Origin of the sequence: Nocardioides sp., from assembly GCF_031422975.1 — a bacterium.
Lineage (GTDB): Bacteria > Actinomycetota > Actinomycetes > Propionibacteriales > Nocardioidaceae > Nocardioides.
Map to the genome: position 1 here is coordinate 1 of NZ_JANPEO010000352.1, position 12,938 is coordinate 12,938.

Genomic DNA, 12,938 nt, shown 5'->3' on the forward strand with positions numbered 1-12,938 from the left:
CGCCACCCCGCTCGCCAGCTGGGCACCGGGCGTGTCCTCGACCCGCTCGACGCCGTATCCCGCGGCACTGGAGTCACCCAGCAGCGCGAGCCGGATGGCGGGCCCGGGCCGGCCCCGGCCGTACCACCCGCTCGACTCCGGAGGCCGGTTGTCGGCGGTCGGCTCGCCGATCGCGCGACGGGCGAGCTGAGCCTCGGCCCTGAGCACGCCGTAGAGCCCGGCGCCGAGCACGGAGAGTCCTCCGCCTCCGAATGCCGCCGCCGATGCGAGCTTGCGCGCTGCCCCTGTCGTCCCCACGACTTCATGTTACGCACGAGTAGATGGCTACATTGACCACGTGAAGTATGTGAACTCGCTCCTCGACCTCATCGGCATCACCCCGCTGCTGTGGCTGTCCACCTCTCTCGACGATCTCGGGAGTGCCGAAGGCCCACTCGTGCTCGCCAAGGTCGAGTACCTCAACCCAGGCGGCTCGGTGAAGGACCGCATCGCGACCCGCATGATCGACGCCGCCGAAGCGTCCGGCGAGCAGCAGCCCGGCGGCACGATCGTCGAGCCCACCTCGGGCAACACCGGCGTCGGTCTGGCGATGGTGGCGCAGGCCAAGGGCTACAAGTGCATCTTCGTGTGCCCCGACAAGGTCAGCGAGGACAAGCGCAACGTGTTGAAGGCGTACGGCGCCGAGGTGGTCGTCTGCCCGACCGCCGTCGCTCCGGAGCACCCCGACTCCTACTACAACGTCAGCGATCGGCTCTCCTCCCAGCCGGGCGCGTGGAAGCCCGACCAGTACTCCAACCCGCACAACCCGCGCTCGCACTACGAGACCACCGGCCCAGAGATCTGGGAGCAGACGGACGGCAGGATCACCCACTTCGTGTGCGGTGTGGGCACCGGCGGCACCATCAGCGGCATCGGTCGCTACCTCAAGGAGCAGAATCCCGGCGTCCAGGTGATCGGCGCCGATCCCGCTGGCTCGGTCTACTCCGGCGGCTCGGGCCGCCCCTACCTCGTCGAGGGTGTCGGCGAGGACTTCTGGCCCGACTGCTACGACCGCACCGTCGCCGACCGCATCATCGAGGTCGCAGACAAGGACTCGTTCGCCTTCACCCGCCGCCTGGCCCGCGAGGAGGCGCTGCTCGTCGGCGGCTCGTCCGGCATGGCCGCCTTCGCCGCCAAGCAGCTCGCCCAGGAGCTCGCAGCACAGGGCCGCACCGACGCGGTCATCGTGGTGCTGCTGCCCGACTCCGGTCGCGGCTACCTCACCAAGGTCTTCAACGACGAGTGGCTGAGCTCCTACGGCTTCGCCACGGGGGGCGACTCGCAGGACCGCACCGTCGGCGAGGTGCTGCGCGGCAAGTCGGGCCAGCTTCCCGACCTCGTGCACACGCACCCGATCGAGACGGTCGCCGAGGCGGTGCACATCCTGCAGGAGTATGGCGTCTCGCAGATGCCCGTCGTGCTTGCGGAGCCGCCGATCGTGGCCGCCGAGGTCGCCGGGTCCGTCTCCGAGCGAACGCTGCTCGATGCCCTGTTCGCGGGCACGGCCACGCTCACCGACCCCGTCGAGCAGCACATGTCCCCACCCCTCCCGACGATCGGCTCGACGTCTCCGGCCCGCGAGGCTGTCGGCCTGCTGGAGTCCTCGGACGCGGTGCTCGTGCAGGAGGACGGCAAGCCCGTCGGCGTACTCACCCGGCAGGACCTGCTGGCGTTCTTGGCGCGCGGATGAGGATGGACCTGTGATGACGATGGTTCGCGGCACTCTGGCCGCACTGCTGCTCCTGCTTGCCGCCGGCTGCGCCGACGACTCCACGGCCACCGACCAGCCCGACGACCCGACCGCGAAGGTCCAGGTGGAGCTGGGCCAGGAGTTCACCTGGAACGGGTTCACGGTGTCCGAGGGCTGGGCACTCGAGACCACCACGCAGATGATCGAGCTGGAGGAGCAGGACCAGCCCTTCATCACCGGTGAGGTGACCAACGACGGCGACGAGTCACGGTTCGCGCTCTTCGAGTTCGTCTTCGTGGGTGACGGTGAGCTGCAGGCGACCATCCACTGCACCTCTGAGCTGGAGCTGGCCCCCGGCAAGGCGTCGCCGATGGACTGCCCCGGGTTCGGACAGGTCGTGCCGCAGGGCTACGACCTGATCCAGGTGCAGCCGGTCACGCGCTGACCGGGACGAGGCGCATGGCGCGATCGTGACAGGGTCGGGCCATGGAGCTGTCGATCACCACCGTCGCGCTCCTGGTCCTGGCGGCCCTCGCCGCCGGTTTCGTCGACGCCGTCGTCGGCGGTGGGGGACTGATCCAGCTGCCGGCCCTGCTGATCGGCCTGCCCGGTGCCTCGGTCGTGCAGATCGCGGCCACCAACAAGCTGGCGTCGTTCTGCGGGACGTCGATCAGCGCGGCGACGTACTTCCGTCGCATCCGGCCCGACCCCAGGACGTTCCTGCCGCTGATGCTCGCGGCCTTCGTCGGATCGTTCGGGGGAGCGCTGGTCGCAACGCTGATGCCGCGCAGTGCCTTCGACCCGGTCATCCTGGTCGCGCTGGTGCTGGTGGGCTCCTACGTGTGGTTCAGGCCGAGCGTCGGTGCCTTGACCCAGCTGCGGTTCAGCGGCGGCAGGCACCTGTCGGCCGTGCTGATGACGGGGCTGGCCGTCGGCTTCTACGACGGTGCGATCGGGCCGGGGACCGGCTCGTTCTTCGTCTTCGCGTTGGTGGGCGTCCTCGGCTACAACTTCCTCGAGGCCTCGGCCAAGGCCAAGCTCGCCAACTGGGCGACCAACCTCGCGGCGCTGGTGGTCTTCATCCCGCAGGGTGCCGTGCTCTGGCAGCTCGCCCCGCTGATGGCGGTGGCCAACATCGCCGGCGGATATGCCGGGGCGCGCGTCGCCATGGCCCGGGGGGCCCGCTTCGTGCGGATCTTCTTCCTCGTGGTGGTCTCGGCCCTCGTCGTACGCCTCGGTAGTGGCGTCCTCGGCGTCTGGTGAGCGTGGCACCGGTAGCGTGAGGGTGTGGGAGTGGTGGGGACGGTCGACGGCTTCCAGCGCCGGCATCCGGTCATCGGATTCCCGCTCGGCGTCATCTACAAGTTCTTCGACGACCAGGGCAACTACCTCGCGGCGATCATGACCTACTACGCGTTCGTCGCGATCTTCCCGCTGATGCTGCTCGGCACCTCGATCCTCGGCTTCGTGCTGGGCGCCAGGCCGGAGTGGCAGGAGCAGATCCTCAACTCCGCCCTCGGTCAGTTTCCGATCATCGGCGACCAGCTCGGGCGACCGGAGGGACTCAGAGGCTCCGCCGCCGGTGTGGCCTTCGGCTCGCTGGCCGCGCTCTACGGCTCGTTGGGTCTGGCCCAGTCCCTGCAGAACGCGATGCACGTCGCCTGGTCGGTGCCGCGCAACTCCCGGCCCAACCCGTTCTACGCCCGGGTCAAGAGCCTGGTCCTGCTGCTCACCGCCGGTGCGGCGCTGCTCTCGGTCACGGTGATCTCCACGATCGCGAGCACGACGACCGCCTTCTTCGAGGTCGGCACCAAGTGGCTGCTGCCGCTGGTGACCGTGCTCATCGTGGGCACGATGTTGACGATCCTGTTCCGGTTCGCCGCGACCGGGCAGCACAGTTTCCGGCGTGCCGCTCCCGGCGGCTTCGCGCTGGCCCTGATGTGGCAGGGGCTGCAACTGCTCGGGGTGCTCTATGTCGCCGAGGTGCTGGTCGACACCACGTCGATGACCAAGACCTTCGGGCTGGTGCTCGGGCTCGTCGGCTTCTTGTTCATCGGCGCCGTGATGGCGGTGCTGGCGATGGAGATCAACGTGGTGATCGCGCGCCGGCTCTACCCCCGCGCCCTGCTCACCCCCTTCACCGACGCCGTCGACCTGACGCCTGCCGACCGGCGTGCGTACGCGTCGTACGCGCGCATGCAACGGCACAAGGGCTTCGAGCGGGTCTCGGTCTCCTGGGACGAGAAGGAGTGACCTCCCAGGTCACCAGCGCGCAGCGGACTCGTGCGGGCACACCACGCCGCCGCGCTGAGAAGTCGTCGGTGGATCCGGGAATGAAGGTGCGGCGTGTGCGTTGTAATGGTGTAATCATGTAACGCACGAAGCAAGGAGAAGCATCATGAACACCCCAGACAACAGTTCTGAGAACACCACCGAGAACCCCCGAGGGCGCGGCGAGGGCCGTGGTCGAGGCCGCGGTGGCCCGCGAGGCCGCGGCGGTTGGCAGGTCGCCGACCTGCCGAGCGCCGACGACGCCGCCGACTGGTTCGCCGGCCGGCTGCCGTCCGAGTGGTTCACCGACGTGAGCGTCACGACGGACCGCGAGGAGATCTTGGTGATCGGCACACTGGCCGACGAGTCGGCCACCGCCGCCGGGGCCGAGGGGCGGATCGGCCGCTTCCGGTCCGAGACGCGCGAGCAGCGGATCGAGATCGCGCTCGAGGCCGAGGCCCGCTACCAGCGCAAGGTCTCGTGGGGCGCCAGCCTCGGTGACACCACTGCCCTGTTCACCCACGTGTCCGCGCCGGTGATGACGCGACTGCGCCAGCCGGAGCGGCAGGTGCTCGACACCCTGGTCGACGCGGGCGTGGCCCGCTCGCGCTCGGATGCACTGGCCTGGTCGGTCCGACTGGTCGGCGAACACGCCGACGCGTGGCTCGGCCAGCTGCGCGAGGCGATGTCCGAGGTCGACAAGCTGCGTGGCGAGGGTCCGACCCTCTGACATCACCTAGGCTCGGGTCGTGTTCTGGATGAGCGCCTTCATCGACGTACCAGCGCCCGACTTCGAGTCCTCGGTGACCTTCTGGTCGAGGGTGAGTGGCTACTCGCCTTCGGCCCGTCGGGGTGCGGACGAGGAGTTCCTGACCCTCGTCCCGCCCGCCGGCGACGACCACCTGCGCATGCAGCGGGTGGGTGACCGGTCGCCGCGGGTCCACCTCGACCTGCACACCCCTGACCCCCGCTCGGCGGCCGAGCGGGCCGATTCGCTCGGCGCCGTCGAGGTCGCCGACCTCGGACATGTCGTGATGCGCTCGCCCGGCGGACGTACCTTCTGCCTGGTCACCCACCCGGCCGATCGCGTCGCACCGCCCGCTCGGTGGCCGGACGGCTCGCGCAGCATCATCGACCAGGTGTGTCTCGACATCCCGGGGGCCGCTTTCGACGCGGAGGCCGCCTTCTGGCAGTCGCTGCTGGAGTGGCCGCACGTCGAATCGTCCTACGCCGAGTTCGAGCGCCTCGTCCGCCCTGACGGCCAGGCGTTGCGCGTCCTGCTCCAGCGGGTTGGCGACGACGGCCCGGTCCGCTCTCACCTCGATCTCGCGTGTTCCTCCCGTGAGCGGGAGCTGGTGCGCCATGTGGGCCTCGGTGCGGGCGTCGTGGCCGACCACGACTCCTGGACGGTGATGTCGGACCCCGCCGGCATGGCCTACTGCCTGACCGATCGGTCACCGGACCAGTTGGCGTAGACACGCGGACCTTGGTCCCGGTCTGCCTCCGACTCCACGCTCGACCCTGCCTCGCGGAGCGAGCAATGTCCGCGCGTCTACGCGCCGGCGACCCCGAGGAGCGTCCAAACGGGTCGCCGCGAGTCGGTGCCGCTAACGTCGCGGCCATGCCGGACAGCGAACGCGTCAGCCCGCCCACCCACGGCCCCGAGGTCGTCCAGCTCCGCGCGTGGCTCGAGTTCCACCGCGGGACGCTCAAGCAGAAGGCGGCCGGCCTGAGCCAGGAGCAGCTCGCCAGGACGCTCCCGCCGAGCACGCTCTCACTCGGCGGCCTGCTCAAGCACATGGCGCTCGTGGAGGACTACTGGTTCTCGGTCATCCTGCTCGGCAACGACGACGCCGAGCCGTGGCAGGGGGTGGACGGGGTCGACGACCCCGACTGGGAGTTCCGCACCGCCGCGGACGACCCGCCCGAGGTCCTCGTCGGCCTGCTCGACGACGCGATCGCGGTCGGCAACCGCACCCTCGACGACATCGGCGACAACCTCGACCTGCGGGCCAGGGTGAAGAGTCGACACACCGGCGAGCACTTCGACCTGCGGTGGATCCTGATCCACATGATCGAGGAGTACGCGCGCCACAACGGTCACGCCGACCTGATCCGCGAGTCGATCGACGGCGCCACCGGCGAGTGAGCGAGTCAGGTCACTTGCTGGTGCACACAGAGCACGTTGCCGTCGGGGTCCTTGAACCAGGCCGCCTTCTCGGTGCCGAACTCGCAGACGTGGTCGACGGTCGTGAGCTCGGGCAGGTCGTAGTCCAAGAAGACGACTCCGCGGCCCTCGAGGTCGGAGACCTCGCTGCCGATGTCGTCGACCTCGAAGCTCATGGCGGTGCTCTCCGAGCGCGTGCCGCCGGGGCGGGGGAGCAGCAGCAGGGTGGATCCACCCTCCAGCGTGAACATCGCGCTGCCCTCGTCGTTGGTGCCGGTGTAGTCGAGCCCCAGGGACTCGGCGTAGAACTTCCGTGCGCGCTCGACGTCGGTGACGGGGAGCATCATCGCGACAGGACGGTGAGTGAGTGGCATGGGGGCCTCCTTGGTCGTCTCCATCGTCCGTCCGACCGCGGCCGAGCACAATGATCGAGATGGGTCAATCATGAGCATCCGCAGGGCCACCGATGACGACTGGCCGCACATCTGGCCGTTCTTCGACGAGATCGTCCGGGCCGGCGAGACCTACGCGTTCCCGCTCGACCTGACCATCGAGACGGCCCAGCCGTGGTGGATGGACGAGAACACCGTCGTGCTCGAGGAGGACGGCGTGATCATGGGCAGCGCGAAGATGGGTCCCAACCGCCCCGGTCGTGGCGCCCACATCGGCACGGCATCGTTCATGGTCAGCCCCGCCGCGCGTGGGCGAGGCGTGGGACGGCGGCTGGCGGCGTACGCCCTGACGTGGCATCGCGACGCCGGGTTCGCCGGGATCCAGTTCAACGCCGTGGTCGAGACCAACACCGCCGCCGTGCGCCTGTGGCGCGACCTGGGCTTCGAGATCATCGGCACCGTGCCCGGGGCCTTCGACAGTGCGACCCACGGCCGGGTCGGACTCCACGTGATGTACCGCGATATCTAGAACCTGTTCTAGTCTGTGTCCATGACTGCCACACCCGCGATCGAGGGCTGGTTCACCACCGGTGAGGCCCCGGCGCTGCTCGGCTCGCGTTGCCCCTCGTGCAGCACCGTCTACTTCCCGCCGGTGAGCGGCTTCTGCCGCAACCCGGGGTGCGACGGCGAGGGGTTCGAATCCGCTGAGCTGAGCCGCGTCGGCACGGTGTGGTCCTACACGGACGCGCAGTACCAGCCGCCGGCGCCCTACATCGCCCGCGGCGAGGTGCACGCGCCTTTCGCGATCGCCGCTGTCGAGCTGCCCGAAGGACTCGTCGTCCTGGGGCAGGTCGCCGACGGCTTCGGCGTCGCCGACCTGACCGTCGGCGCCCGGGTGGAGCTCGTCGTGGAGGAGCTGTGCCCGGGCGAGCTGATCTGGCGCTGGCAGCCGGTGGCCTCATGAGCGTCGTCGTGGCCGGGGTCGGCATGCACCCGTGGGGCAAGTGGGGCAGGCACTTCGTGGAGTACGGCGTCGTGGCCGCGCGCGCCGCCCTCAAGGACGCCGGCATCGCGTGGCAGGACGTCGACCTCATCGTCGGTGGCGAGACGGTGCGCAACGGCTACGCCGGCTACGTCGCCGGCGCGACGTTCGCCCAGGCCCTGGGCTGGAACGGCGCTCGCGTCGCGACGTCGTACGCCGCCTGCGCGACCGGCGCCCAGGCGCTGGACATCGCCCGGGCGAGGATCCTCGCGGGCCTCTCCGAGGTCGCGCTGGTCGTCGGCGCAGACACGACCCCCAAGGGCTTCCTCGCACCCAACGCCGGCGAGCGCTGGGACGACCCCGACTGGCTGCGGTTCCGGCTCCTGGGCATGACCAACCCGGCCTACTTCGCGCTCTACGCGCGCCGCCGGATGGACCTCTACGGTGCGACGTCGGAGGACTTCGCGGCCGTGAAGGCGAAGAACTCCAAGCACGGGCTGGCCAACCCCAACGCGCGCTACCGCAAGGAGGTCAGCGTCGCCGACGTGGTCGCGAGTGCCGTGGTCTGCGACCCGCTGCACCTCCTGGACATCTGCGCCACGAGCGACGGCGGCGCCGCAGTCGTCGTGTGTTCGCAGGAGTACGCCGCACGGCACGCCCTCAGCTCGGACGTGACGGTCGCCGCGATCGCGACGGTCACCCCGACCTTCCCCCACACGGTGATCGACATGCCATGGCTGTCGACGGACGCAGGGCCGCCGGGGGAGTCCACCTTCAAGGAGTCGATCGGCCGGGCGGCGTACGACGAAGCCGGCATCGGCCCCGAGGACGTCGACGTGGCCGAGGTCTACGACCTCTCGACCGCGCTCGAGCTGGACTGGATGGAGGACCTGGCGCTGTGCAGGCCCGGCGAGGCCGAGCACCTGCTCCGGGCGGGCGAGACCACCATCGGCGGACGCATCCCCATCAACCCCAGCGGCGGGCTGGCGTGCTTCGGTGAGGCCGTGCCCGCGCAGGCGCTCGCGCAGGTCTGCGAGCTCACCTGGCAGCTGCGCGGCCAGGCGGAGGGCCGACAGGTCGAGGGGGCTCGGGTGGGCATCACGGCCAACCAGGGACTCTTCGGGCACGGTTCGGCTGTGCTCCTGTCCCGCTGACGTGCTTCCATATCGTGTGACCAAGCCCATTCGCGTGTTCCTCCTCGACGACCACGACGTGGTGCGTGAGGGTCTGCGCTTCCTGCTCGAGCGGCAGGACGACATCGAGGTGGTCGGCGACTCGGCCTCGGCCGTCGAGGCCATCTCCCGCATACCCGCCCTCAAGCCGGACGTCGCGGTCCTGGACGGGCGGCTGCCGGACGGCTCCGGGATCGAGGTCTGTCGGGCCGTGCGCTCGGTCGACCCGAGCATCCGTGCGCTGATCCTGACGTCCTACGACGACGACGAGGCGCTGTTCGCAGCGATCATGGCCGGGGCGTCGGGCTATGTCCTCAAGGAGATCCGGAGCAGCGACCTCGTCAGCGCGGTGCGCCAGGTCGCTGCGGGCAACTCGCTGATCGACCCGGCGCTGACGGCCAGGGTGCTGGAGCGGGTCCGCAACGGGCCCGCGACCGCGCCCGAGCTCTCCGACCTCACCGAGCAGGAGCTCAAGCTGTTGGCTCTCATCGCCGAAGGACTGACCAACCGGCAGATCGGCGAGCGGATGTTCCTGGCCGAGAAGACGGTCAAGAACTACGTCTCCAGCATCTTGGCCAAGCTCGGCCTCGAGCGGCGCACCCAGGCGGCCGTGCTGGCCTCCAAGCTCCTGGGTCCCGGCAAGTAGGGACCTTTGGCCAACCGGCGGCGGGACCTCGTCCCCTGACCGGCCTGCCTCGGCCGCACGAGAGTAGAGGTGCAAGGACAACGCATCACCCCTACTCAGCAGGAGGGCCCGTCATGGCCGTCATCCATCGTCAACACAACATCACGAGTGAAGGCGTCACCACCTCGGAGTCCGAGGAGACGGTCACCGGAGTGGATCGGGCTCTCGCCGCTCTGCGGATCGTCTTCGGGTTCACCTTCTTGTGGGCCTTCCTCGACAAGACGTTCGCGCTCGGCTTCCACACCGGCTACGACCAGGACGGCGTGCTCGACCGCTTCGGTGACGCCGCCTGGATCAACGGTGGCAGCCCGACCGAGGGCTTCTTGACCTTCGGTGTCCCGGCCGACAACCCGTTCAAGGGGTTCTTCAACGGACTTGCCGGCTACGCCGTCGTCGACTGGCTGTTCATGCTCGGCCTGCTCGGCATCGGCCTCACCCTTCTGCTGGGTGTGGGCATCCGCATCGGCACCGCCGCCGGCGCGCTGCTGTACGCGATGATGTACGCCGCCGTAGTGCCCTTGGAGAACAACCCGATCATCGACGACCACGTCGTCGGCCTGATCGTCATGGTCCTCCTCGGCCTGGCGGCCGTGGGCACCACCTGGGGCCTGGGCGGGCTGTGGCGCCGTACGGAACTGGTCCAGAAGCACCCGATCCTCAAGTGATCTGAGCTCCACCGCACAGAACCCGCCCGGGTGACCGGGCGGGTTCTGCGCATGTCGGCACAGGTCAGTCGAGCGGGATCCGCCACACGAGGGTGGTGCCGCGACCCGAGCCGGGCAGCATCTCGAGCACCCCACCGAGATCGGCGGCGCGGCGTCGCGCATTGCGCAGCCCGCTCTCGCGCGGGTCGGCGGGCATCCCGATGCCGTCGTCGGCCACCCGCAGCACCAGATCGTGCACGCTCACGAGCACCTCGACCTCCGCGCTCTCGGCGAGCGCGTGCCGGGCCACGTTGGAGAGCGCTTCGCGCAGCACTGCCAGCACCTGGGCGTGGACGGTTCCGGGAACGACCGTGTCGATCGGACCACTCGTGCGCACGGTGGGGCTGAAGCCGAGCACCGGGACGTAGTCGCGAGCCAGTGCCCGGATCTCGGAGCGCAGCGACGAGCCCTGCTTGTCGTGGAGCTCGAAGATCGTGCCGCGGATCGCCTTGATGGTGTCGTCCAGTGACGCCACCGTCTCGTCGAGCCGGCGGGCGACCTCGGGGCTCGACACCATCGATGCCACTCCCTGGAGCTGCAGGCCCGCCGCGAAGAGCTGCTGGATCACCACGTCGTGGAGGTCGCGAGCGATCCGCTCGCGATCGGAGATCAGCGCCAGCTCCTGCCGGTCGGCGACGGCCTGGCCGCGATCGAGAGCCAACGCCGCCTGATCGGCGAAGCTGGCCAGCAGCTCCCGCTCGCTCGCGTCGTTGAGGGGCGAGGACCTGTCGAACAGCGCAGCCAGGGCCAGGACAGGAGCGAGGTGGGCGCGCACCGGGATCACCACCGCGTCGACGCCGCCGACGATCAGGCGATGCGCTGGAGCGGACACATCGAGTTCGAGGTCGTTGCGCACGTGGTCGACCAGCTCGCGCACGAGGTCGAGGTCGGCCGGGTCGGCCGCCACGGCGTCCCCGTCGGCGGCGTGGGTGGCCAGCAGCACGGTGGCTCGCGCGCCCGACACGGCGCGTGCCGTGTCGACGATCTTGCCGAGCGCGTTCTCAGCGTGCACCGGTGGCTGGAGGTCGACGCCGATCTCGGCGGTCGCCTCCAGCCAGCGTCGTCGCCTCTCGCTGAGGCCGTAGGTGCGCGCATTGTCGATGACCAGGCCGGCGGTCCCGGCCAGGGCCTCGACCAGCTGTTCGTCCTGTTCGGTGAAGGGCAGCCCGCCGCGCTTCTCGGTCAGGTAGAGGTTGCCGAAGACGGTCCCCCGGATGCGTACGGGCATCCCGAGGAACGAGCTCATCGGCGGGTGGTTGGCCGGGAAGCCGACCGATCTCGGGTGGGCGGCCAGGTCGACCAGCCGCAGGCCCTTCGGCTCCGAGATGATCACGCCGAGGATGCCGTCGCCGGTCGGAAGGTCGCCGATCAGGGCGCGGGTGGCCTCGTCGATCCCCGTGGTGAGGAACTCGACCAGTCGGCCGTCGCTGCCGAGCACCCCCAGGGCGCCGTACTCCGCGTCTGTGAGCTGGGTGGCCGCGGTGACGATCCGGGTCAGGACGCTGGTCAGGTCGAGGTCGCTGGCGATGGCGGACACGGCGTCGAGCAGGGCCTGCGCAGACCCGTTCAACGCCGTGTTCGTGGTCGAGGATCTGAGCGTGGTCACCGGCTCAGTGTGGCCCTGGTGTCCAGCCGGCGGGCTCGGGCCCCTCGTCGGGTCACATGACCCGGCGGACCGGGAGTGACTCCTCGAGGTCCCAGCCGTCGCCGAGGCGGCGTCCGGTCACCTCCGTGAGTGGGATGCGCAGGTAGAGCGACCGGGTGCCACCGGCCCACGGGCGCGGCAGGACCTTGAGCAGGGCGCGCAGCTCGTCGGGGTCCTCCACCGCTGCCGCGCGTCCTCGCACCACGACGCTCCAGCCCCGGTGATTGGGGTGTTCGAAGTGGTCGATCTCGAAGGCCACGAGGTTGTCGCGGCCGTAGGTGCCCAGCACGCTGTACGGCGTCGTGCAGATCACGATGTCGCCCAGGCTGACCGCATAGTTCAACGGCAGGATGTGGGGGCCGGTGGGCGTTGTCATCGCCACGCGACCGGCCACGCCCAGCCTCAGCAGCGTCTCGCACTCGCTTCGGCTCAGCTCCAACAGGTCAGCCATGACACACCTCTCCCTCGTCGACTAACCCCATCGTCACCGCAGGTGTCGTCGCCCAGCAGGGCCGTAGGTCCCGAGCACGGGGTCCATTGCGCCCGACCGGTCTTGCCCTCGGGTCTAGCGTTGAGCAGGTGACCCTCTCTGCCACCGAGTCTCCCGCCATCGCCACCCTCGGCGAGCTCCGCGCTTCCGGCCACGAGCTCAAGCCGCTCCGCGTCGAGCTGCGCGACAACCTGCTCGCCCTTCTCCGCGACGGGGTCGATCCGTGGCCCGGCCTCCACGGCTTCAGCGACAGCGTCATCCCCCAGCTCGAGCGTGCGCTCATCGCGGGTCACGACCTGGTGCTCCTCGGCGAGCGCGGCCAGGGCAAGACTCGGCTGCTGCGCTCGCTGGTCGGCCTGCTGGATGAGTGGTCGCCGGTGATCTCCGGCTCCGAGCTGGGCGAGCACCCCTTCGACGCGATCACGATCGCCTCCAAGCAGTCGGTGGCGACGTACGGCGACGAGCTGCGCATCTCGTGGCGCCACCGCGACGAGAGGTACGCCGAGAAGCTGGCCACCCCCGACACGAGCGTCGCCGACCTCATCGGCGACGTCGACCCGATGCGCGTCGCCGAGGGCCGCCGCCTGGGCGACCCCGAGACCATCCACTTCGGGCTCATCCCCCGCAGCCACCGCGGCATCGTCGCGATCAACGAGCTGCCCGACCTCGCCGAGCGCATCCAGGTGGCGATGCTCAACGTC

15 protein-coding genes and 2 pseudogenes are annotated in these 12,938 nt (G+C 69.9%); 13 read left to right on the forward strand and 4 right to left on the reverse strand.

Features of this window, described 5'->3' with window-relative positions; translation table 11 throughout:
* A pseudogene (locus tag RMO85_RS10655) lies at window positions 1-297 on the reverse strand (SGNH/GDSL hydrolase family protein); the annotation flags it as partial.
* A 40-nt stretch (window positions 298-337) separates the two neighbouring features.
* On the opposite strand from RMO85_RS10655, the gene RMO85_RS10660 reads away from it, so the two are divergent.
* From RMO85_RS10660 to RMO85_RS10690, 7 genes are all read left to right on the forward strand, one after another.
* A complete protein-coding gene (locus RMO85_RS10660; protein ID WP_310528705.1) occupies window positions 338-1,729 on the forward strand; it encodes a cystathionine beta-synthase in 1,392 nt (463 codons plus the stop codon).
* Window positions 1,730-1,742: 13 nt separating this feature from the next.
* A complete protein-coding gene (locus tag RMO85_RS10665; RefSeq protein ID WP_310528706.1) occupies window positions 1,743-2,174 on the forward strand; it encodes a hypothetical protein in 432 nt (143 codons plus the stop codon).
* Window positions 2,175-2,215: 41 nt separating this feature from the next.
* The gene (locus RMO85_RS10670) at window positions 2,216-2,992 is read left to right on the forward strand and encodes a TSUP family transporter (protein ID WP_310528707.1); all 777 of its coding nucleotides are present in this window, start codon (window positions 2,216-2,218) and stop codon (window positions 2,990-2,992) included.
* 30 nt (window positions 2,993-3,022) lie between these two features.
* On the forward strand, window positions 3,023-3,982 hold the full coding sequence (locus RMO85_RS10675; RefSeq protein WP_310528708.1) for a YihY/virulence factor BrkB family protein: 960 nt from the start codon (window positions 3,023-3,025) through the stop codon (window positions 3,980-3,982).
* Between the two features lie 145 nt (window positions 3,983-4,127).
* Window positions 4,128-4,730 carry a hypothetical protein gene (locus RMO85_RS10680; RefSeq protein WP_310528709.1) on the forward strand — a complete coding sequence of 201 codons (603 nt, stop codon included), beginning with the start codon at window positions 4,128-4,130 and terminating at the stop codon, window positions 4,728-4,730.
* 28 nt (window positions 4,731-4,758) lie between these two features.
* The gene (locus RMO85_RS10685) at window positions 4,759-5,475 is read left to right on the forward strand and encodes a VOC family protein (protein ID WP_310528719.1); all 717 of its coding nucleotides are present in this window, start codon (window positions 4,759-4,761) and stop codon (window positions 5,473-5,475) included.
* Between the two features lie 146 nt (window positions 5,476-5,621).
* On the forward strand, window positions 5,622-6,149 hold the full coding sequence (locus RMO85_RS10690) for a DinB family protein (protein ID WP_310528710.1): 528 nt from the start codon (window positions 5,622-5,624) through the stop codon (window positions 6,147-6,149).
* A gap of 5 nt (window positions 6,150-6,154) precedes the next feature.
* Here the strand turns inward: RMO85_RS10690 and RMO85_RS10695 are convergent, their stop codons facing one another.
* Window positions 6,155-6,541 carry a VOC family protein gene (locus RMO85_RS10695; protein WP_310528711.1) on the reverse strand — a complete coding sequence of 129 codons (387 nt, stop codon included), beginning with the start codon at window positions 6,539-6,541 and terminating at the stop codon, window positions 6,155-6,157.
* Between the two features lie 70 nt (window positions 6,542-6,611).
* Between RMO85_RS10695 and RMO85_RS10700 the strand changes: the two genes are divergently transcribed.
* The 5 genes from RMO85_RS10700 to RMO85_RS10720 all read left to right on the forward strand — a co-directional run bounded on the left by RMO85_RS10700 (window position 6,612) and on the right by RMO85_RS10720 (window position 10,063).
* Window positions 6,612-7,088 (forward strand): GNAT family N-acetyltransferase, encoded by a 477-nt coding sequence (locus RMO85_RS10700; RefSeq protein ID WP_310528712.1) that lies wholly within the window; start codon window positions 6,612-6,614, stop codon window positions 7,086-7,088.
* Between the two features lie 21 nt (window positions 7,089-7,109).
* A complete protein-coding gene (locus RMO85_RS10705; RefSeq protein ID WP_310528713.1) occupies window positions 7,110-7,523 on the forward strand; it encodes an OB-fold domain-containing protein in 414 nt (137 codons plus the stop codon).
* On the forward strand, window positions 7,520-8,695 hold the full coding sequence (locus RMO85_RS10710) for a lipid-transfer protein (protein WP_310528714.1): 1,176 nt from the start codon (window positions 7,520-7,522) through the stop codon (window positions 8,693-8,695). Before RMO85_RS10705 ends, RMO85_RS10710 begins: the two co-directional genes overlap by 4 nt.
* 16 nt (window positions 8,696-8,711) lie before the next feature.
* Window positions 8,712-9,359 (forward strand): response regulator transcription factor, encoded by a 648-nt coding sequence (locus RMO85_RS10715; protein ID WP_310528715.1) that lies wholly within the window; start codon window positions 8,712-8,714, stop codon window positions 9,357-9,359.
* Between the two features lie 113 nt (window positions 9,360-9,472).
* Complete coding sequence (locus RMO85_RS10720) at window positions 9,473-10,063, forward strand: hypothetical protein (RefSeq protein ID WP_310528716.1); 591 nt, start codon at window positions 9,473-9,475, stop codon at window positions 10,061-10,063.
* Window positions 10,064-10,127: 64 nt separating this feature from the next.
* On the opposite strand, the gene RMO85_RS10725 is transcribed toward RMO85_RS10720, so the two are convergent.
* Together RMO85_RS10725 and RMO85_RS10730 are read right to left on the reverse strand one after the other, a co-directional pair.
* Window positions 10,128-11,708 (reverse strand): GAF domain-containing protein, encoded by a 1,581-nt coding sequence (locus tag RMO85_RS10725; RefSeq protein WP_310528717.1) that lies wholly within the window; start codon window positions 11,706-11,708, stop codon window positions 10,128-10,130.
* A 52-nt stretch (window positions 11,709-11,760) separates the two neighbouring features.
* Window positions 11,761-12,198, reverse strand: a complete 438-nt coding sequence (locus RMO85_RS10730; protein WP_310528718.1) for a pyridoxamine 5'-phosphate oxidase family protein — start codon at window positions 12,196-12,198, stop codon at window positions 11,761-11,763.
* Between the two features lie 128 nt (window positions 12,199-12,326).
* On the opposite strand from RMO85_RS10730, the pseudogene RMO85_RS10735 reads away from it, so the two are divergent.
* Window positions 12,327-12,938 (forward strand): annotated as a pseudogene (locus RMO85_RS10735) (magnesium chelatase); the annotation flags it as partial.

Bases quoted from the DNA above. Each gene is read 5' to 3' on its own strand.
- RMO85_RS10665 (WP_310528706.1), top strand. From the start codon at position 1,743: ATGACGATGGTTCGCGGCACTCTGGCCGCACTGCTGCTCCTGCTTGCC.
- RMO85_RS10670 (WP_310528707.1), top strand. From the start codon at position 2,216: ATGGAGCTGTCGATCACCACCGTCGCGCTCCTGGTCCTGGCGGCCCTC.
- RMO85_RS10680 (WP_310528709.1), top strand. From the start codon at position 4,128: ATGAACACCCCAGACAACAGTTCTGAGAACACCACCGAGAACCCCCGA.
- RMO85_RS10685 (WP_310528719.1), top strand. From the start codon at position 4,759: ATGAGCGCCTTCATCGACGTACCAGCGCCCGACTTCGAGTCCTCGGTG.
- RMO85_RS10690 (WP_310528710.1), top strand. From the start codon at position 5,622: ATGCCGGACAGCGAACGCGTCAGCCCGCCCACCCACGGCCCCGAGGTC.
- RMO85_RS10695 (WP_310528711.1), bottom strand. From the start codon at position 6,541: ATGCCACTCACTCACCGTCCTGTCGCGATGATGCTCCCCGTCACCGAC.
- RMO85_RS10700 (WP_310528712.1), top strand. From the start codon at position 6,612: ATGAGCATCCGCAGGGCCACCGATGACGACTGGCCGCACATCTGGCCG.
- RMO85_RS10705 (WP_310528713.1), top strand. From the start codon at position 7,110: ATGACTGCCACACCCGCGATCGAGGGCTGGTTCACCACCGGTGAGGCC.
- RMO85_RS10710 (WP_310528714.1), top strand. From the start codon at position 7,520: ATGAGCGTCGTCGTGGCCGGGGTCGGCATGCACCCGTGGGGCAAGTGG.
- RMO85_RS10720 (WP_310528716.1), top strand. From the start codon at position 9,473: ATGGCCGTCATCCATCGTCAACACAACATCACGAGTGAAGGCGTCACC.
- RMO85_RS10730 (WP_310528718.1), bottom strand. From the start codon at position 12,198: ATGGCTGACCTGTTGGAGCTGAGCCGAAGCGAGTGCGAGACGCTGCTG.